The following is a 19,075-nucleotide window of genomic DNA, read 5'->3' as shown; positions in this document are numbered from 1 at the left end:
GGTCGTACTATTGATGGAGTGCCGAGCCGGGGGAGCAGAGACGTTGCCGATGCGCTCCAGCGGGTGCCAATCGCCAGGCTCATGCCGCCCAAAATGGGCAGCGGTCTTGGGACAACCGACATGCACAAAATCAAGCCCGAGCCAGCGGATACTGTTCCTTCAGCGTCTTCAGCACCTGATCGCCGGGCATCGGCGCGCCGAACATGAAGCTCTGCACATATTCGCAGCCCATCTGGCGCAGTTCGAGCGCATCGCTTTCATCCGAAATGCCCTCGGCCACGACCGAAAGGCCGAGTTCATGCGCCATGTTGACCATGGATTTGAGCAGCACCGCGCGCTTCGGTGTCGCGTCGTCGACAAAGCTCTTGTCGATTTTGATCGTGTCGAAGGGAAAGCGCGTCAGATAGGCCAGCGAGGAATAGCCAGTGCCGAAATCGTCCAGCGACAGGCCGATGCCAAGCTTCTTCAGCTTGTTCAGCACATGGGCTGTCTGCTCGGGATTGTCCATCACCAGCGATTCGGTGAGTTCGAGCCGGAAGCAGCGCGGCTTCAGGTTGGCCCGCGCGATCACCGATCGGACGTCGCTGACCAGATCGCGGCGGATGAGCTGACGGCTGGACAGATTGACCGAAACCGACAGCGGCGCGTCGCCGATCTGCTTTTGCCATCCCGCCAGATCTTCGGCGGCCTGTTGCATAGCGAACAGGCCAAGCTGCACGATCAGGCCGCAGCTCTCGGCGACCGGGATGAAATCGCCCGGCGGGATCATGCCGCGCCGCGGATGGTCCCAGCGCAAAAGCGCCTCGAATCCGGCAACACTGCCGTCTTCTAGCCGCACGATGGGCTGGTAGGCGAGTGTGAATTCGCGCCGTTCAATGGCGCGGCGCAGGTCGGACTCGAACTGCAGTCGGTCGGTGCCGACGGTCCGGAAGGCGGGGCGGAACGGCTCGATCCTGTCACCGCCAAAACGTTTGGCCTGGTGCATGGCAAGCTCGGCGTCCTTGACCATGTCCTCGGCCGAACTCTGCGCCGAGGTCCAGGTGACCAGCCCAATCGAGGCGGTCAGCACGATCTCGCGCTTGGCAAAGGTGATCGGATTGTTGATCGCATGCTTGATGGCGTCGGCAACGGCTGCGATGCGGGCCGGGTCCTGTTCGGAAAGCAGCATCAGCGCGAACTGGTCGCCGGCAAAACGCGACAGCGAATCCTTCGGCTTGAGCAACCGGTGCAGCCGGCGCGCAACGGTCAGCAGGATGGTATCGCCGGCCGAGATGCCGAGCCCGTCATTGACCTGCTTGAACCGGTCGATGTCGATCACGAAGACGGTCGGACGCACTTTCTCTTCCGTGCGCGCGATCGAAATGATCGCCTCCAGCCGATTCATCAGCAATTCCCGGTTCGGCAGGCCAGTCAGATTGTCATGCACGGCATCGTGCAGCAGCCTCTCCTCGGACTTTTTCTGCTCCGTCACGTCGACCATGGTGCCGACGCAGCGGATGACCTCGCCGTCCGATCCGATCACCGGCCGTGCGCGCAGCGAAAACCAGTGATAGTGCCCGTCGGCGCCGCGCAGGCGGAAATTCTGCGACACCCTGCCGCGCCGGTGTTCGAGCACCACGTCGAGCGTGGTACGGAACGTGTCGCGGTCGTCGGCATGAAGTACCGGCAGCCAGTTGCGAGCAGCTCCGCCCAGGCTGTCGGGCGCAAGGCCAAGCTGGATGCTGACATCCGGCCTGGTGACGACGCGGTCGCGCATCACGTCCCAGTCCCACACCGTGTCGCCCGATCCGGCGACGGCCAGCGCCTGCCGTTCGAGATCGGAGAACAGGCCCTGATGCAGTGCGCCGCCGGCAAAGGCGTGCTGCATGACGGTGAAGCCGATCAGCAGGATGATGAGGATCAGCCCGCCGCCCAGTGCCGGCTGGGCGATGTCGTTGTCGAGCATGCCGGTGATCGCCATCCACGACCCGCATAGCCACAACAGGACCATGACCCAACTGGGCACCAGCATGATGGCACGGTCGTAGCCGCGTATGCCGAGGAAGATGATCAGGCCGAGGCCGGTCAGCGCGGTGGCGGCGAAGGACAGCCTGGCGATGCCGGCGGCGACCGCCGGATCGACGATCGCAACGCCAGCGATCAGCAGCAGCCCCAGAATCCAGACCAGCGCGCCGTAACTGAAATGGCCGTGCCATCGGTTGAGGTTGAGATAGGCGAATAGGAACACCACGAAGGTCGCCGCAAGCGCCACCTCCGTTCCGGCTCGCCACATCTGCTCGTTGCCGGGCGATATTTCCAGGACCTTGTTGAGAAAGCCGAAATCGATGCAGATATAGGCGAGCACCGCCCAGGCGAGTGCTGCGGTTGCCGGGAACATCGAGGTCCCCTTGACCACGAAAAGGATGGTCAGGAACAGCGCCAGAAGGCCGGCGATGCCGATGACGATGCCGCGAAACAGCGTGTAGGAATTGACCGAATCCTTGTAGGATTCCGGATCCCATAGATATACCTGCGGCAGTTTGGGCGAGGCAAGTTCGGCAATAAAGGTGATCACCGTTCCGGGGTTCAGCGTCACCCGGAACACATCGGCGTCGGGGCTGCTCTGGCGGTCAAGCGCGAAGCCCTCGCTGGGCGTGATCGCGGCAATGCGGGTCGAGCCGAGATCCGGCCAGAAGATGCCGGAATTCACCAGCCGGAAATGCGGTGCGACAATCAGCCTGTCGAGCTGCTGGTCGGTGGTGTTGGCAAGCGCGAACACCGCCCAGTCGCCGGTCGAGCGCGCATCATTGGCCTCGACCTCGATGCGCCGCACGATGCCGTCCGGGCCTGGAGCGGTCGACACCTGAAAGTTCTCGCCCTGGTTGCGGTAGATTTCGACGGCGCCCGAAAGGTCGAGCGCCACGTCGTCGCGGGCGATCTTGATCGGCTCGACGGCGAAGGCCGAGGACGCCGCGCAGAGCACGGCGATTGCCGTCAGCACAAAGGCGAACAACGACCCGATTCGCAGGAAATTCGTCAAAATCAGTCCTTCGTTCCCGCGCCCGGCGGATCGTCTTCGATCCGGGCGTAGAGGTAGTGGTCCTGCCAGATGCCATTGATCCTGAGATAGGATCGCAGAAGTCCTTCGCGCCGGAATCCGGCTTTTTCAAGCACGCGGATCGACCGGGCATTGTCGGGAATACAGGCAGCTTCGATCCGGTGCAACCTCAGCGTATCGAAGGCAAAGCGCGTCACGACCTTGACCGCGTCGGTCATCAGACCACGGCCGCTGTAGCGCTCGCCGATCCAGTAGCCGATATGGCCGCTTTGCGCGACGCCGTGGCGGATGTTGCCGAGGGTGATTCCTCCGACAAGCTTGCCGCTGCCTTTCTCGAAGATGAAGAAGGCTATGGCCGTTCCCTGCGCATAGTCTTCGCGATAGCGGCTGAGGCGATGCCGCCAGGCCGTGCGGTCGAGCTCGTCGGGGTTCCACCGCGGCTCCCACGGCTCCAGGAAGGCGCGGCTTTCCCCGCGCAGCACCGACCATTCGCGGTAGTCGTTGGTCAGCGGCACGCGCAGCGTGACCCGGTCACCCTTCAGTGCCGGCAGGTCACGGCGAAAGAAAGGGAGCGCGAACATGACGCTTTGATGGACTTTAGCCGGCGAGCTTTCGGGCCGTGGTCTGCGTGCCCGAAAGCGATTCGAGGACCGCCTCATAGGGAGCGAGCGTACCCACCGGTCCGACGGCAGTCAGCGTCGGCTTTGTCGAAAACAGCCGTGACGACAGGTCCGTCAGCCGCTCGACCGTCAGCGCCGACAGCCGTTCCATCAGCTCTTCCTTGGCGATCGGCCGGCCGAACAGCAGCATTTGCCGGGCGATCTGCGAGGCGCGGCTGGCCGGGCTTTCGGCGGACATGATCAGGCCTGCACGGTACTGGGCGCGTGCCCGGTCGAGTTCCTCCTGCAGGATGTTCTCGCCGACCTTCTGCAACTCGTCGATGACCACCGGCACCAGCTCGGCGATGTCGCTCTGCCCGGTCGCGGCATGGACGCCGAATATGCCGGTATCGGAAAAACCCCAGTGGAAGGCATAGACCGAATAGCACAGCCCGCGCTTTTCGCGGACCTCCTGGAAAAGACGCGACGACATGCCGCCGCCAAGGATCATCGACAGGACCTGCGAGGCGTAAAAGTCGCGTACATGATAGGCGCGGCCCTCGAATCCCAGCACGATCTGCGCGTCCATCAGGTCGCGGTCCTCGCGGAAATCGCCGCCGACATATTGCGCAAATTGCGGCATCGTGTTGTCGGACTTGCTGCGGAAACCGCCAAGGTGCTTCTCGACCTCGCGCACGAAATTGTCGTGCTTGATGTCGCCGGCGGCGACGACCACCATGCGCTCGGCGCCATATTGCCGTTCGATGAATTTGTGCAATTGCTTCGAGGTGAAGGATTTGACGGTTTCCGGCGTGCCGAGGATTGAGCGGCCGATCGTCTGGTGGCGAAAAGCCGTCTCGGTGAAGCGGTCGAAGACGATGTCGTCGGGCGTATCGTGAGCGGCGCCGATCTCCTGCAGGATCACATGCTGTTCGCGCTCCAGCTCCTGCGGGTCGAACTCGGATTCCTGCAAGATGTCGGAGAGGATATCGACGGCCAGGGGCACGTCGTCGCTCAGCACCCTGGCATAATAGGAGGTGGTCTCGACACTGGTAGCGGCATTGATCTCGCCGCCGACGTCCTCGATTTCCGAGGCGATCTCGAAGGCGCTTCGCCTTCTGGTTCCCTTGAACGCCATATGTTCAAGCAAGTGGGCCATTCCGTGCTCTTCGCTACGCTCGTTGCGGGCGCCTGATTTGAGCCAGGCACCAAGAGCGACGGATTCGAGGCTTGGAAGGGTTTCGGTGGCGACTGTCAGGCCGTTCGACAGACGGCTTACCTCAACACCCATATAGCTGATACTCCCTAACTTGCCGCCCGCGTGTGGCGGCTAACATAATCTTCCACCATTTTCAGGTCGGATGGAAGTACCGTGTATTTTTCCTCTGATGTCATCAACCCGCCTAGCCATGCGGGCAGGGTCGGCGACACGCCGCTGGCGGCTTCGACGGCGGCCGGGAACTTTGCCGGATGGGCGGTGCCCAGCACCACCATCGGCACGGCATTGGTGGCCTTCGCAGCCGCAACATGTATGGCTGCGGCCGTATGCGGGTCGAGCAGATAGTCGCTGGCTGCGAGCGTCGAGCGGATCGTAGCGGCGACTTCGTCCATGGTCGAACGGCCGGCATCGAATTCGGAGCGGATCCTGGCGATCTCGCCCGCTTCGATGGTGAAGGCGCCGGACTGCTTGAGGCCGCTCATGTAGCGCCGCACGGTCGAGGCGTCGCGGCCGGCCGCCTCGAAGAGCAAGCGCTCGAAATTCGAAGAAACCTGGATGTCCATAGACGGCGACGTGGTCGAAAAGACGCCTTTCGTGCGATATTCGCCGCTCGACAGCGTGCGCGCCAGAATGTCGTTATCGTTGGTCGCGATGATCAGCCGCTCGATCGGCAGCCCCATCTTCTTGGCGGCGTAGCCGGCGAAGATGTCGCCGAAATTGCCGGTTGGTACGGTGTAGGAAACCGGCCGGTCGGGCGCGCCGAGCGACAGCGCCGATGAGAAATAATAGACGATCTGGGCCATGATGCGGGCCCAGTTGATGGAATTGACGCCGGACAGCGATACCCGGTCGCGAAAAGCGTGATCGTTGAACATGTCCTTCACCAGCCCCTGGCAATCGTCGAAATTGCCTTCGACCGCGATTGCATGGACATTTGCGGCAGAGGACGTCGTCATCTGCCGCTGCTGCACCGGCGAGACCCGGCCGTGCGGGAAAAGAACGAAGATGTCGGTGCTGTTGCGCCCGGCGAAGGCATCGATGGCGGCGCCGCCGGTGTCGCCGGACGTGGCGCCGACAATGGTGGCGCGCTGGTTGCGTTCGGCAAGCACATGGTCCATCAGCCGGGCGAGAAGCTGCATGGCCACGTCCTTGAAGGCAAGCGTCGGGCCATGGAAGAGTTCCAGAACGAACATGTTCGAGCCGGTCTGCATCAGCGGGCAGACCGCCTCATGACGGAAGGTCGCATAGGCTTCGCGCACCAGGCGTTCGAACACCGGCATCGCGATCTCGCCGCCGAGAAACGGCGACAGCACGCGGATGGCGAGGTCGGGATAGGCAAGGCCGCGCATGGCGCGGATATCTGCCGCCGAAAACTGCGGCCAGGTATCAGGCACATAAAGACCGCCATCGCGCGCCAAGCCCGCCAGCACCGCGTCGGAAAATCCAAGCACGGGCGCTTCCCCGCGGGTACTCACATATTGCATCGTCATGTTCCATTGCTGCCGGGCGGTTTCGTCTGCGGCAAAGTGGTTAATTTCCGGACTTGTTCAGTCGCATTTTTGCCGCGCGGTTGATATACGTCACCCGCTTTGCGAGAGGGAAGTGCAGTTCATGGCGTTTCATACATTCAACGGTCGTTTTGTCGCGGGTCTGGCGCTCACTGGCTTTATGCTTACCGCCGCCGGCTGCCAATCAGGCGGCAATGGCATCCTGGGCTTCGGAAAGACGGACACAACACCGCCACCACCGCCGGACCCCAAGGTTCTCGCCAGCCAATTGCAGGCCTATTGTCCGAAAGTGACGCTGCGCGACGGCACCGCCTTCTTCAACACCTATGCCAAGGGCAGCCAAAAGCCCAAGAAAAAAGCCGCCGCTCAGGACGCCGAAGCTGCCGCGCTTGACGCGAGCAGCGACCAGCAGGACGATTCCGCGAAGATCATCTATCAGGCCTCGATCACCGATGTGACCCGCGACTGCAACCGTGCCAACGGCTCGCTGACGATGAAGATAGCCGTCGCCGGCAAGGTCGTTCCGGGACCGATGTTCAGCCCGGGTACCATCACCATGCCGATCCGTATCGCTGTGATGCATGGCACCGAGGTCCTTTACTCGCAGCTTCACCAACATCAGGTCCAGGTTACCAATCCCTCGAGTGCCACCCAGTTCGTCTTCACCGATTCGAACGTTGTCGTTCCCGAGCCCACCGCGCGGGACTATCAGGCGTTCGCCGGCTATGACGAAGGCCCGCCGAAGAAGACCGACAAAAGGATTGCCGCGGCCGAATAGCGGCGGCGTTGGAGCCGCCTACGGTCGGAGGCGCATGCATCACGCATCCGCCGACCATTCCGACAGGGCGGCGATCACGCTTTTCAGCTCCGCCCAGCGGCGGATGACCGTTTCGGCGCCGGCCTCGGTCAGCGCGTCGGCATGTCCGGGATAGCTGTGCGCCGCTCCGGTGAAGCCGATCACACGCATGCCGGCTGTCCTGGCGCCGGTCACACCGTGCACGGAATCCTCGATGACGAAGGTGTTCGCCGGGTCGGCCTTGAGTTTTTCCGCGGCAAAGAGAAACACGTCGGGCGCCGGCTTGGATTTTCCGCTCGGCGTCTCCAGCGAGGAAAAAATGTGCCCAGTGAAAAACGGCAGCAGACGCACCTTCTCCAACATGAATTCGATCCGCTCGGTGCGCGAATTCGAGCAGATGCAGCGCGGTGCTGTCACCGCGGCGACTGCCTCGTGCACCCCGTCGACGGCGCGCACGTCGGCGCGCAGCCGGCGGTCGACCAGCTCTTCGGCACGATCGATCAGCGAGGCCTGGAACGGGATGCGAGACTTCTCTTCGACACGCATCATGATGTCCTTGAAGGTCAGCCCGGCATAGGTTTCAGAAAGCTCCTCGGCCGATATCTCGTAACCGGCCGACGTCAAAAGCTCGGCTTCGACGCGCGCGGCAATGATTTCGGAATCGACGAGCACGCCGTCGCAATCGAAGATGACAAGGTCTGGCTGAGGCATAGCGATCCGGAAAGCGGGAGGGAGGGGCTGAGACGGTTCAGGCGGCGCGGCATACACCAACAGACCGGTCTTCGCAAATTACCTGGGCTCCGGACCCTCGGCCTTCATCGAATATTTACGCTGATCGGTAACCATAACAGGGAGTAAACAGTAACGCGTGCTTTGGGTGTCACAATGTCTGCCGTGCGTCTTCTCGATGAGCTTTCCCATGCTCCCCAGCAATCCGAATGGCTGGATACGATCCTGAAGGGCGATTGCGTCGCCGCGCTCGACCGGCTGCCCGAAAAATCCATCGACGTGATCTTTGCCGATCCGCCCTACAATCTGCAGCTCGACGGCGATCTGCATCGTCCCGACCAGTCCAGGGTCGATGCCGTCGACGACGACTGGGACCAGTTCGCGAGTTTTGAGGTCTACGACGCCTTCACTCGCGCCTGGCTGCTGGCGGCGCGCCGCGTGCTGAAACCCAACGGCACCATCTGGGTCATCGGCTCCTACCACAACATTTTTAGGGTCGGCGCCAAGATGCAGGATCTGGGGTTCTGGATCCTCAACGATGTCGTGTGGCGTAAGACCAATCCGATGCCGAATTTCCGTGGCCGCCGCTTTCAGAACGCCCATGAGACGATGATCTGGGCCTCGCGTGACCAGAAGGGCAAGGGCTACACCTTCAACTACGAAGCGCTGAAGGCGTCGAATGACGACATCCAGATGCGTTCCGACTGGCTGTTTCCGATCTGCACCGGCGGCGAGCGCCTGAAGAATGAAAATGGCGACAAGCTGCATCCGACGCAGAAGCCCGAGGCGCTGCTCGCCCGCATCATGATGGCCTCGACGAAGCCCGGCGATATCGTGCTCGATCCTTTCTTCGGCTCCGGCACCACCGGCGCCGTGGCCAAGCGCCTCGGCCGCCATTTCGTCGGCATCGAGCGTGAGCAGGCCTATATCGACGCCGCCAACGAGCGCATCGATGCGGTCCGGCCGCTGGACCGCGCTGATCTCACCGTGCTCACCGGCAAGCGCGCCGAGCCGCGCGTTGCTTTCGTCAGCCTTATCGACACCGGGCTGATGCTGCCAGGTGCCACACTCTATGACGCCAAGAAGCGCTGGGCGGCCAGGGTGCGCGCCGACGGCACGGTGGCGGTCGGCGACAGCGCCGGATCGATCCACAAGATCGGCGCGGAAGTTCAGGGGCTGGATGCCTGCAACGGCTGGACCTTCTGGCATTATGAGCGCAGCGGCGGCCTGACCCCGATCGACGAGCTTCGCCGTATCGCCCGCCTCGGCATGGAGCGGGCAGGGGCCTGACGAACGGATCGTATGTGTCTGCCATGTTAAAGCGGATTATCAATCGGCCTGTCGAAGTGATTCAAATCACACTCTGACCCCCAGCCCTCTGAGGTCCGCCTCGAGCGTCTTTGCGTCAGTGAACAGCACCGACTGCCAGCCGGCCGCCTTGGCACCGTCGACATTTTTCGGGCTGTCGTCGATGAACAGCGTGGCCGCGGGCTCGAGGCCGAACGCGGTCACATGATGGTCGTAAATGCCGCGATCCGGCTTGATCATGCCGATCTCGCCCGAAATGGTCACACCGCGCGGACGGTTGAGAAAGTCGAAACGCTGCCGGGCTTCAGCCAGCGTGTCGGCGGCGAAATTGGTCAGCATGGTGACGTCGTGGCCGCTCTCTATCAGCTTCTCCATGATCTGGACGCTGTCGTCATAAGCGTGCGGCACCATCTCGTGCCAGAGGCGGCGGAAGTTGCGGATGTTTTCGGCGTGGTCCGGGTGTTCGGCGATCAGCAGCGCCTCGGCCTCTTCCCAGGTCCGGCCCCGGTCCTGCTCGATGTTCCAGTCATGCGTGCAGACATTGTCGAAGAACCATTTCCGCTCGTCGGCGTCGGGGATCAATCGGCTGAAGGGCAAGTTCGGATCGTAGTGGATCAGCACTTTGCCGATGTCGAAAACGATGTGGCGGATTTCGGTCATTCTAGTCCTCGTTCAATGCATTTCATGTGGGGTGATGTAGGCGATTCAATGTGCGCGCTGCTTCTTCGTCGCGCCCGGTATCGCCGCTTCGATTACCTTTTTCATGACGGTGGGCAGCGCTTCGCCGGAAATTTCGTGGGCCAGCGACCAGAAATGACCCGCCGGGGCGGCGCCATCGGTCATCGCTTTGAAGACGTCGAGTTCGAGCGCAAAATGGGTGAAGACATGGCCAATCCGCCCGGTTGGCCGCCAGTTGCCGGGGAAGGGCGCTGCCGCGTCCGTGGTGGCGCCGTCGACCCGCGCGGTCCAGCCGGTCGTCGGTACTTCGGTCATGCCGCCGAGCAGGCCTTTATCCGCACGTTTGCGCAAAAGAATGGCGCCATCGTCACGTACGGCAACGAAGGCAGCCCCGCGCCGCAACGGTTTCTCGCCCTTCGGCAGGCGGACAGGAAAGCGCTCGGGATCGCTTGAAACAGTGGCGCTGCAATCCTCTCGCAGCGGGCACAGCATGCAACGCGGCCGGCGCGGCGTGCAGATCGTCGCGCCCAAATCCATCATCGCCTGGGCGAAATCGCCCGGTCTGGTCGCTGGAACCATGCGCTCGACATAGGCGCGTATGTCTCCCTTGGCTTCGCTCAGCGGCGTGGCAATCGAGAACAGCCGGGAAACGACCCGCTCGACATTGCCGTCGACGACCGCGGCCGGCTGGTCGAAGGCGATCGCCGCGATCGCCGCCGCCGTGTAGGCGCCGATGCCGGGCAGCTCTCTCAAGGCAGTCTGCGTGTCCGGAAACCTGCCGCCTTGCCGTGCGACGAGATCGGCGCAGGCCTTGAGATTGCGCGCGCGGGAATAATAGCCGAGCCCGGCCCAGGCTTTCATGACATCTTCGGCCTGTGCCGCAGCCAACGCCTCAACATCAGGCCATTTCTGGACAAAGGCCCGGAAATAGGATTTTACCGCTTCGACCGTGGTCTGCTGCAGCATGACTTCGGAAAGCCAGACGCGGTATGGATCGGGCCGTATGCCGCTTGCCAACTCGCGCGGCGCAACGCGCCACGGCAAGTCGCGGTGATACGCGTCGTACCAGGCGAGCAGGCGGGACGCGATCTGGCCGCTTTCTCCAGACGCGGCTCTGCCGCTGTCTCCGGATGCGGTCTTGCGGGTCTGGTCGTGCAGTGCCATTGATCGAGGACTGGCCTAACCGATGCGTGGTGAAGGTCGTGACTGGAGAACGCACATGGCAGGGAAAAGGCCCTTCGGCAATCCCGTTCCGGTGAGTGATCTCGCAACCCAGATTCTCGATCCGGTGTTGCGGAAGCGGGCCGGCATGTCGATCGGGCTCGTCCAGTCCTGGGAGGAGATTGCCGGGCCGCGGCTCGCCAGCCGTTCGCGCCCTGAAAAGATCCAGTGGCCGCGCCGCATGCATGAAGATGATCCGTTCGAGCCGGCGGTTCTGGTCATCGCCTGCGAAGGCATGGCCGCGCTCCATCTGCAGCACGAGACCGGCGAGATCATTAACAGGGTCAACGCCTTCCTCGGCTTCAACGCTATCGGCCGTATCAGAATCGTACAAAAGCCGGTGACGGCGGACAAAGGGCGGCCTAAACCAAGCTTTCGGCCGCTGACCGCGGCCGAGAAGGTAAAGTTGTCAGGCACTGTCGGAATGATCGAGGATGACGGACTGCGCGCTTCGCTGGAGCGGCTCGGCGCCACCATTCTCGGTCAAAAGAAGACTTGAATTTTATGCATGTCGCCCACCCAAAACCGCTGCGCCCTTTTGGGCGACAAGCATTGATCTCGCGCTTTCGTGATCGCGTAGACAAGGTTTGGCGATTGGAATGGGGACGGGGATGCCTTAATTCGCGCCAACTCTCGCCTTTTCTAGCCTTTGCATTGCAAAATCCAACCATTGTCAGGTGATTCGTATGACCCGTCTTTTGTCCCGCAGGAACCTCCTGTCGTCGCTAGCCGCAATTCCGGCGGTGGCACTGCTCGCCGCCTGCAGCGACTCGGGCGAGAAAGCCTCGGCGCAGGATGCAAAGCCTGCGGCTCCCGCCGATGCGATGAAGCCGGCCGATCCGGCGAAGCCGGCCACTCCGGCCGCGGTCAAGGCGCCTGAGGCCCAGGGCACGGTGGACATGGCGGCCCTGCTGAAACCCGGCGCACTGCCCGACGAGCAACTGGGCAAGGACGACGCGAAGGTCACCATTGTCGAATATGCCTCCATGACCTGCCCGCACTGCGCGCATTTCCACGAAACCACCCTGCCTGAGCTGAAGACGAAATATATCGACACCGGCAAGGCCCGCCTTATCCTGCGCGAATTTCCGTTCGACCCCAGCGCCGAGGCCGGTTTCATGCTGGCGCGCTGCTCCAAGGACAATTATTTCCCGATGGTGGACGTTCTGTTCAGGCAGCAGGCGAACTGGGCAGGTGTCGCCAATACCAAGGACGCCCTGCTGCAAATCTCCAAGATGGCCGGTTTTACACAGGAGTCCTTCGAGGCCTGCTTGACGGACCAGAAACTTCTGGACGATGTGAGGTCGGTCCAAAAACGCGGCGCCGATGAATTCAAGGTCGACTCGACGCCGACCTTCTTTATCAACGGGAAGACCTACAAGGGGGCGCTGTCGATTGAGGAAATCTCGGCCATTATCGACCCTCTGCTCTGACGTTTCAGCGGCGCCGAAGCGGCTGCGCTTAGGCGTGCGTGGCTTTTTGTCGTGCCGCGCGCCTGGCGCCCTGTCGCAAAACCGCCGAACAGTTTTGCGGAACCCGCTTATTGGGCGGCGCGAATGAAGTTTTCGCGCCTTCGCCTGCTCGGTTTCAAGTCCTTCGTCGAACCCGGCGAGTTCGTCATCGAACGCGGCCTGACCGGCATCGTCGGGCCGAACGGCTGCGGCAAGTCGAACCTTGTCGAGGCGCTGCGCTGGGTGATGGGCGAAAGCTCGTACAAGAACATGCGCGCGTCCGGCATGGACGACGTCATCTTTTCCGGCTCGGGAACGCGTCCTGCCCGCAACACCGCCGAAGTCACGCTTTTCCTCGACAACAGCGACCGTAGCGCGCCCTCCGCCTTCAACGACGCAGACGAACTGCAGGTTTCACGCCGCATCGAGCGCGAGGCGGGTTCGCTCTACCGTATCAACGGCAAGGAAGCCCGCGCCAAGGACGTGCAACTGCTTTTCGCCGACCAGTCGACCGGCGCGCGCTCGCCCTCGATGGTCGGGCAAGGCCGCATCGGCGAGCTGATTCAGGCAAAGCCGCAGGCGCGCCGCGCGCTGCTGGAAGAGGCGGCCGGAATTTCGGGTCTGCATACACGCCGCCACGAGGCGGAACTGCGTCTGAAGGCGGCCGAACAGAATCTGGAACGGCTGGACGACGTCGTCGGCGAGCTGGAAAGCCAGATTGAAAGCCTGAAGCGCCAGGCCCGCCAGGCCTCGCGCTTCAAGAACCTGTCGGCCGACATCCGCAAGGCCGAGGCGACGCTGCTGCATCTACGCTGGACGTTGGCCAAAACACAAGAAGGCGAGGCGCGCTCGGCGCTGGCGATTGCCACGGCACTGGTCGGCGACCGCGCCGCCGCCCAGATGGCTGCCGCCAGGGAGCAAGGGATCGGCGCGCATCGGTTGCCGGAACTGCGCGATGCGGAAGCCGCCGCCGCTGCCGCCTTCCAGCGCCTGTCGATCGCCAAGACGCAGATCGAAGAGGAAGCGGGCCGCATCCGCGCCCGCCAAGCAGAACTCGACCGCCGGCTCCAGCAGCTCGACGGCGACATCGTCCGCGAGGAGCGGATGGTCCGCGACAATGCGGATATTCTTGAGCGCCTCGCCGCCGAAGAAGCCGTGCTCAACACTGAGAACGCCGGCGCCGCCGACCGTGAGGCCAGCACCCGCGCGGCGGTCGAACAGGCGGCGTCGACGCTTGCCGCCAGTGAAGCCAAACTCGCCGGGCTGACGGCCGAACGGGCGGAGGCCGCCGCCTCCCGCAACCAGATCGAACGAACGCTGCGCGACACCGCTGAGCGCCGCGACCGTTTCGCCCGCCAGCTCGCCGATGTCGACCGGGAATTGTCCGACATCGCTTCGAGGGTCGCCGGCCTGCCCGATCCCGCCGAGAAGCGGCTGCTGGTCGAACAGGCCGTGGCGCTGCTCGAGGAGACCGAAGCCGCAGCGATTGCCGCCGAACAGGCTGTCGCCGAGGAGCGCGCGGCGGAAAGTGCCGCCCGCCCGCCCGTTCAGGATGCAAAGGCCGAGCTGGCGCGGATCGAAACCGAGGCCCGCACGCTGGCCAAGATCCTGAATGCCGCGAGCGGCGACCTCTTCCCCTCCCTCCTGGAGCAGATCAGCGTCGAACGCGGCTACGAGACGGCGCTGGGCGCCGCCCTTGGCGAGGATCTCGATGTGCCGCTCGACCGCAGCGCGCCGGTGCATTGGGGGCAAAGCGAGATCCAGCCCGGCGACGCCGCTCTACCCGAAGGCATCAAGAGCCTTGCCAGTGTGGTGCGCGCGCCGGCGCAACTGGCCCGCCGATTGGCGCAGATCGGCATCGTCGAGGCCGGCGACGGAAAGCGGCTGCAAGCGCTGCTTGCTCCCGGGCAACGGCTGGTCAGCCGCGAAGGGGCGCTTTGGCGTTGGGATGGGTTCACCGCCAGCGCCGACGCGCCGACCGCGGCCGCGCAGCGGCTGGCGCAGAAAAACCGGCTGGCCGAGCTCGACGCCGAGGCGGTCCACGCGACCCGCATCCTGCGCCAGGCCGAAGAGGCTCTTGCCCATGCCGAGCAGGCGCTTGCCCGGGCGAGCGAGGCCGAGCGCTACGCCCGTCAAGCCGGGCGTGATGCCCAGCATGGGCTGGACGCCGCCCGCAACGCGCTGGCCGAGGCCGAGAAGGCCGGCGGCGAGCTGTCGAGCCGACGCGCCGCACTTGACGAGGCCCGCGCGCGTATCGTCGACAGCCATGAAGAGACGGCGGCGGCATTCGTCGAGGCGGAGATGCTGCTGCAAAGCGCTCCCGACCTCGGTGATCTGCAGTTGCAGCTCGAACAGTCGGCCGCCAACGTCGCTCGCGACCGCGCCACCCTTGCCGATGCCCGCGCCGTCCATGAAGGCTTGAGGCGGGAAGCCGAAGCGCGAACGCGCCGCCTCGACGCCATCGGCCAGGAACGCCGCAACTGGCTGGAGCGCGCCGAAAACGCCTCGACGCAGATCGCGGCACTCGGCGAACGCAAGGCCGAGGCCGAGGCCGAGCGCGAAAGACTGGCCGACGCACCCGACGAGATCGACGCCAAGCGGCGCGCCTTGCTGTCGCAGCTTGCCGAAGCCGAAAGCCTGCGCCAGGCAGCCGGCGACCGGTTGCAGGAGGCGGAGAACAAGCAGTCCGAACTGGACAAGGCCGCGACATCAGCAATCCAGTCGTTGGCCGAGGCGCGCGAAACGCGCGTCCGCGCCGAAGAGCGGCTGACCGCTGCCGACGAAAGACGGCTGGAGGTCGAGGCGCGCATTCAGGAAACGCTCAACACGCCGCCGCATCTGGTCATCCGCCACACCGGCCTGGAGGCCGACAGCCCGATGCCGGAGATGACTGAGATCGAGCGTCAACTCGACCGGCTGAAGATCGAGCGCGAGCGCCTGGGCGCCGTCAATCTGCGCGCCGAGGAAGAGCAGAAGGAACTATCCGATCGGCTGGAGACCATCGTTTCCGAACGCGAGGACATCATCGAGGCCATCCGCAAGCTGCGGCAGGCGATCCAGAGCCTGAACCGCGAAGGCCGCGAACGGCTGCTGGCTGCCTTCGACGTGGTCAACGGTCATTTCCAGCGGCTGTTTTCGCATCTGTTCGGCGGCGGGACGGCGGAACTGCAACTGATCGAGTCCGACGATCCGCTCGAGGCCGGTCTCGAAATCCTTGCGCGGCCGCCCGGCAAGAAGCCGCAGACGATGACGCTGCTTTCCGGCGGCGAACAGGCGTTGACGGCGATGTCTCTGATCTTCGCCGTGTTCCTGACCAATCCCGCGCCGATCTGCGTGCTCGACGAAGTCGACGCACCGCTCGACGATCACAATGTCGAGCGTTTCTGCAATCTGATGGACGAAATGGCCGCCACCACCGAGACGCGCTTCGTCATCATCACGCACAACCCGATCACCATGGCCCGCATGAACCGGCTGTTCGGGGTGACCATGGCCGAGCAGGGCGTGAGCCAGCTCGTGTCGGTCGATCTGCAGGCGGCCGAGGCTCTGCGCGAGGCGAGCTGACGCGTGGACAGCACAGCTTGTCGGTAGCGCCTATCGGCTATAGCACGAGCTGAGACGGTCCTTCATTCGGATGTAGCATTTTGATGTTGCACATGGTCGTTTCGGAAATCGATCTCGATTTCGATCATGTGCATGGAGAACCTTGTTGCCTATACTTGTCACTGGAGCCGCGGGATTCATTGGCAGCTACGTTTGCCACCACCTCTTGAGCAGGGGGGAAGCAGTCGTCGGCGTCGACAATATGAACGACTATTACGACCTGGCGCTCAAAAAGGGGCGGCTCGCCCGCCTTCAGCCCCACAAGAATTTTTCCTTTCATCAGATCGAGATCGCCGAACAGGGCGCGCTCGCTACCGCTTTGGCCGGACAAGGCATAGTCAGGATTGTCCATCTCGCCGCGCAGGCGGGTGTGCGCCATTCACTCGACAATCCGAGGCTCTATGTCCGTTCCAATGTCGTCGGCCATCTCGAAGTGCTCGAATTCTGTCGCGCGCAGCCAGCATTCGAGCATCTGGTCTATGCCTCGTCGAGTTCGGTCTATGGCGGCAACCGCAAGGTGCCGTTCAGCGAGACCGATCAGGTCGACAGGCCCGTCTCGCTCTACGCTGCTACCAAGAAGTCAGATGAATTGATGAGCCACACCTATGCCCATCTCTTCGGGGTGCCGCAAACCGGCTTGCGGTTTTTCACCGTCTACGGCCCTTGGGGCCGGCCCGACATGGCCTATTGGATATTCACCAAGGCGATGCTCGAGGGCAAGCCGATCCGGGTATTCAACAATGGCGAGATGTGGCGGGATTTCACGTATGTCGACGATGTGGTGCGGGCGGTCGTTGCCGTGCTCGACAAGCCGCCCATGGCCGAGGCCCCACCCAGCAGGATTTACAATGTCGGCAACAACCGGCCGGTGCGGCTGGGCGATTTCATCGACACTCTGGAAAGACTGCTCGGTGTAAAGGCGATCCGCCACAGCGAGCCGATGCAGAGCAGCGACGTCGAGCGGACCTATGCCGACATGACGGCACTGGAGCGCGATTTCGGCTTCAAGCCGAGCGTTTCGATCGAAGATGGTCTGAAGAAATTCGTCGACTGGTACCGGTCCGAATGGGTTGCAGGATCAACGACAAGGTGACTGCGGCCTGAGTGTCGTCGTTGCCTGTTGGCATCCGCGTTTGCGGCCCCGCGACTTCGCTCCGGCCACAAACAGAATGGCATCATTGCCGCTCGATCATCGCCTTAGCCCGGCCATGAAGGTCTTTACTCTGGCAGGGTCGACCTGGTTCCACCAGACGCCGTCATGCTTCAGTGCGCTGGCGATGATGACGCCATCGACGATGCCAAGGATATCGTTAGCATTGTCGGGCGTCACGCCGCTGCCGACCAGCGTCGGTAGGCCGGCGGCCTCCTTGATCATGCGGATGTAGCTCAGATCCGCAGCGTGCCCGGTGCGCTGACCGGTCGCAATGATGGCGTCGGCGTCGAAGAAGACCAGATCCTTGACCAGTTCCTCCACTGGCCGGTCGGCAACGATGGCGTGTGCGCCATGCTTGACATGAGCATCGGCGAAAACGCGGATGCCGTTGGCGCGAAGCTTGGCGCGGTAGCGCGCCGCGCGACCCGACTCGCCCTCGACAAAACCCTCGTTGGCGACATAGGCATTCGCCCATTGATTGACGCGGATGAAACCCGCGCCGGCGGCACTGGCGATCGCAAGGGCAGGGATCGCGGCGTTAGCGAGCACATTGATGCCGACCGGCTTGCCGAGTTCGCGGCGGATACGGTCGGAAACGACCGCCATATAGGCCGCTGTCTCCGGTCCGATATCGTCAGGTTTTGCAAAGGGGATGTCGCCATGATTCTCGACGATCACGCCGTCACATCCGCCGTCGAGATAGGACCTCGCATCATCGAGACCCCGCTGATAGATCGCCTCGACCGCCTCGCCGTCAAAGCGCGGCGAGCCAGGAAGCGGCGCAAGATGAACGACACCGATCACCACCTTGGTGCAGCCGAAAAGTTCTACGAGCGCGTCGGCGCCTGATTGGCCGAGTTGGGTCATGAGAGCTCCGTTTCATCGATGAGCGCCGCCATTTCAGGCGCGGAAGGACAGGATATCAATGTGCCCGGGCGAGTCACCGCAATTGCCGCGGCCGCGAGCGCGAACTTCAGCGCTGAGGTAACCGACATTCCTTTGGAAAGCCCGCCGGCCAGACAGCCGCAAAACACATCGCCGGCGCCGCTGGTGTCGAGCGCTTCGACGCGGGGCGCCGGCAAACGAAGCGGTGCTTCCTGGTCCGGGCCAAGCACGAGACAACCTTCCGCGCCAAGTGTGATCACGACTGTTCCGGCGCCTTTGGCCGCGAGCGCGTCGGCCGCAGCTGCCATATCACCCTCGCCGGTCAGTGCTTTCGCCTCGGATTGGTTCACGACCAACAGCTGCGCCAGACCGAAGTCAGGCAAAGCCGCCGCATTGATAGGACTGGCGTTCAGGACGGTGCGCGCGCCATTTTCCTGTGCTGCCCGCAGGCAGGCATTTATCGCGGCGCCTCGCAGGTTTCCCTGACAGACGACGATGTCGCCGAACGCGATCCGTCGCGCAAGTGCCGTTTGCGCGATCGGATCGAACGCTTCGCTGCAGGCGACACCGCTGACGATGAAGTTCTCGCCGCCGGCCTCAATGACGATGGTCGAGCGGTCGCTCGGCAGGTCGAATTCGCTCACCTCGAGGTCGGACAACTCCCTGTCGAGAGAGGCTCGGATCCATGCGCCTGCGCGGTCCTTGCCGAGCGCCGTCCAAAACGTCACCGCAGCACCCGTGCGCGCGGCCGCAACGGCCTGGTTTGCGCCTTTGCCGCCGAGGCCGTCGGCGTAGCTGCTGGCGTTCAAAGTCTCGCCGGCGGCGGGGAAGCGGCCGACGCGAAACATCGTGTCTACGCAGGCATTGCCCACGACATGGACATGCATC

Annotated in this window: 15 protein-coding genes; 6 read left to right on the top strand and 9 right to left on the bottom strand. The window is 63.3% G+C overall.

Annotation, left to right across the window (positions count from 1 at the left end):
* Positions 1 to 130: 130 nt before the first annotated feature.
* The 4 genes from ACWTU7_RS15685 to thrC are packed head-to-tail and all read right to left on the bottom strand — an operon-like array spanning position 131 to position 6,339.
* Entirely contained in the window at positions 131 to 3,019 is a 2,889-nt protein-coding gene (locus tag ACWTU7_RS15685) for an EAL domain-containing protein (RefSeq protein ID WP_455839123.1), read from the bottom strand.
* A gap of 2 nt (positions 3,020 to 3,021) precedes the next feature.
* Entirely contained in the window at positions 3,022 to 3,618 is a 597-nt protein-coding gene (locus ACWTU7_RS15680) for a GNAT family N-acetyltransferase (RefSeq protein WP_029355659.1), read from the bottom strand.
* Between the two features lie 16 nt (positions 3,619 to 3,634).
* On the bottom strand, positions 3,635 to 4,927 hold the full coding sequence (locus ACWTU7_RS15675) for a M16 family metallopeptidase (RefSeq protein WP_029355661.1): 1,293 nt from the start codon (positions 4,925 to 4,927) through the stop codon (positions 3,635 to 3,637).
* Positions 4,928 to 4,941: 14 nt separating this feature from the next.
* Positions 4,942 to 6,339: a threonine synthase gene (thrC, locus tag ACWTU7_RS15670; RefSeq protein ID WP_455839124.1), complete on the bottom strand. Its 1,398-nt coding sequence runs from the start codon at positions 6,337 to 6,339 to the stop codon at positions 4,942 to 4,944.
* A 127-nt stretch (positions 6,340 to 6,466) separates the two neighbouring features.
* Between thrC and ACWTU7_RS15665 the strand changes: the two genes are divergently transcribed.
* Positions 6,467 to 7,141: a hypothetical protein gene (locus tag ACWTU7_RS15665; protein WP_455839125.1), complete on the top strand. Its 675-nt coding sequence runs from the start codon at positions 6,467 to 6,469 to the stop codon at positions 7,139 to 7,141.
* Positions 7,142 to 7,180: 39 nt separating this feature from the next.
* Here the strand turns inward: ACWTU7_RS15665 and ACWTU7_RS15660 are convergent, their stop codons facing one another.
* Positions 7,181 to 7,870 carry an HAD family hydrolase gene (locus tag ACWTU7_RS15660; protein ID WP_455839126.1) on the bottom strand — a complete coding sequence of 230 codons (690 nt, stop codon included), beginning with the start codon at positions 7,868 to 7,870 and terminating at the stop codon, positions 7,181 to 7,183.
* A gap of 174 nt (positions 7,871 to 8,044) precedes the next feature.
* On the opposite strand from ACWTU7_RS15660, the gene ACWTU7_RS15655 reads away from it, so the two are divergent.
* Positions 8,045 to 9,178 (top strand): DNA methyltransferase, encoded by a 1,134-nt coding sequence (locus ACWTU7_RS15655; protein WP_455839127.1) that lies wholly within the window; start codon positions 8,045 to 8,047, stop codon positions 9,176 to 9,178.
* Between the two features lie 66 nt (positions 9,179 to 9,244).
* On the opposite strand, the gene ACWTU7_RS15650 is transcribed toward ACWTU7_RS15655, so the two are convergent.
* Together ACWTU7_RS15650 and mutY are read right to left on the bottom strand one after the other, a co-directional pair.
* Positions 9,245 to 9,856, bottom strand: coding sequence for an HAD family hydrolase (locus ACWTU7_RS15650; RefSeq protein ID WP_029355668.1), 612 nt, complete (start codon positions 9,854 to 9,856; stop codon positions 9,245 to 9,247).
* Positions 9,857 to 9,901: 45 nt separating this feature from the next.
* The gene (gene mutY, locus ACWTU7_RS15645) at positions 9,902 to 11,038 is read right to left on the bottom strand and encodes an A/G-specific adenine glycosylase (protein WP_455839128.1); all 1,137 of its coding nucleotides are present in this window, start codon (positions 11,036 to 11,038) and stop codon (positions 9,902 to 9,904) included.
* Positions 11,039 to 11,093: 55 nt separating this feature from the next.
* Here mutY and ACWTU7_RS15640 point away from each other — a divergent pair, with 55 nt between their 5' ends.
* The 4 genes from ACWTU7_RS15640 (at position 11,094) to ACWTU7_RS15625 (ending at position 17,242) form a co-directional block, all read left to right on the top strand.
* Positions 11,094 to 11,594: a DUF721 domain-containing protein gene (locus tag ACWTU7_RS15640; protein WP_029355672.1), complete on the top strand. Its 501-nt coding sequence runs from the start codon at positions 11,094 to 11,096 to the stop codon at positions 11,592 to 11,594.
* A 187-nt stretch (positions 11,595 to 11,781) separates the two neighbouring features.
* Positions 11,782 to 12,528 carry a DsbA family protein gene (locus tag ACWTU7_RS15635; protein WP_455839129.1) on the top strand — a complete coding sequence of 249 codons (747 nt, stop codon included), beginning with the start codon at positions 11,782 to 11,784 and terminating at the stop codon, positions 12,526 to 12,528.
* Positions 12,529 to 12,651: 123 nt separating this feature from the next.
* Positions 12,652 to 16,110, top strand: coding sequence for a chromosome segregation protein SMC (smc, locus tag ACWTU7_RS15630; RefSeq protein ID WP_455839130.1), 3,459 nt, complete (start codon positions 12,652 to 12,654; stop codon positions 16,108 to 16,110).
* A 145-nt stretch (positions 16,111 to 16,255) separates the two neighbouring features.
* Positions 16,256 to 17,242, top strand: coding sequence for an NAD-dependent epimerase/dehydratase family protein (locus tag ACWTU7_RS15625; RefSeq protein WP_455839131.1), 987 nt, complete (start codon positions 16,256 to 16,258; stop codon positions 17,240 to 17,242).
* A gap of 96 nt (positions 17,243 to 17,338) precedes the next feature.
* On the opposite strand, the gene ACWTU7_RS15620 is transcribed toward ACWTU7_RS15625, so the two are convergent.
* Both ACWTU7_RS15620 and ACWTU7_RS15615 read right to left on the bottom strand, forming a co-directional pair.
* Positions 17,339 to 18,169, bottom strand: a complete 831-nt coding sequence (locus tag ACWTU7_RS15620; protein ID WP_455839132.1) for a BtpA/SgcQ family protein — start codon at positions 18,167 to 18,169, stop codon at positions 17,339 to 17,341.
* Positions 18,166 to 19,074 (bottom strand): PfkB family carbohydrate kinase, encoded by a 909-nt coding sequence (locus tag ACWTU7_RS15615; RefSeq protein WP_455839133.1) that lies wholly within the window; start codon positions 19,072 to 19,074, stop codon positions 18,166 to 18,168. Before ACWTU7_RS15615 ends, ACWTU7_RS15620 begins: the two co-directional genes overlap by 4 nt.
* Position 19,075 lies beyond the last annotated feature (1 nt).

The sequence above is a fragment of the Mesorhizobium sp. BHscii genome (assembly GCF_053848065.1).
Note: the sequence above shows the minus strand (reverse complement) of the source record. Positions and strands in the feature narration are given on the sequence as shown.

Coding starts and splice junctions, on each gene's coding strand:
- thrC (WP_455839124.1), bottom strand. CDS start 6,339: ATGCAATATGTGAGTACCCGCGGGGAAGCGCCCGTGCTTGGATTTTCC.
- ACWTU7_RS15620 (WP_455839132.1), bottom strand. CDS start 18,169: ATGACCCAACTCGGCCAATCAGGCGCCGACGCGCTCGTAGAACTTTTC.
- ACWTU7_RS15640 (WP_029355672.1), top strand. CDS start 11,094: ATGGCAGGGAAAAGGCCCTTCGGCAATCCCGTTCCGGTGAGTGATCTC.
- smc (WP_455839130.1), top strand. CDS start 12,652: ATGAAGTTTTCGCGCCTTCGCCTGCTCGGTTTCAAGTCCTTCGTCGAA.
- ACWTU7_RS15665 (WP_455839125.1), top strand. CDS start 6,467: ATGGCGTTTCATACATTCAACGGTCGTTTTGTCGCGGGTCTGGCGCTC.
- ACWTU7_RS15615 (WP_455839133.1), bottom strand. CDS start 19,074: ATGCATGTCCATGTCGTGGGCAATGCCTGCGTAGACACGATGTTTCGC.
- ACWTU7_RS15660 (WP_455839126.1), bottom strand. CDS start 7,870: ATGCCTCAGCCAGACCTTGTCATCTTCGATTGCGACGGCGTGCTCGTC.
- ACWTU7_RS15650 (WP_029355668.1), bottom strand. CDS start 9,856: ATGACCGAAATCCGCCACATCGTTTTCGACATCGGCAAAGTGCTGATC.
- mutY (WP_455839128.1), bottom strand. CDS start 11,038: ATGGCACTGCACGACCAGACCCGCAAGACCGCATCCGGAGACAGCGGC.
- ACWTU7_RS15655 (WP_455839127.1), top strand. CDS start 8,045: ATGTCTGCCGTGCGTCTTCTCGATGAGCTTTCCCATGCTCCCCAGCAA.
- ACWTU7_RS15675 (WP_029355661.1), bottom strand. CDS start 4,927: ATGGGTGTTGAGGTAAGCCGTCTGTCGAACGGCCTGACAGTCGCCACC.
- ACWTU7_RS15680 (WP_029355659.1), bottom strand. CDS start 3,618: ATGTTCGCGCTCCCTTTCTTTCGCCGTGACCTGCCGGCACTGAAGGGT.
- ACWTU7_RS15635 (WP_455839129.1), top strand. CDS start 11,782: ATGACCCGTCTTTTGTCCCGCAGGAACCTCCTGTCGTCGCTAGCCGCA.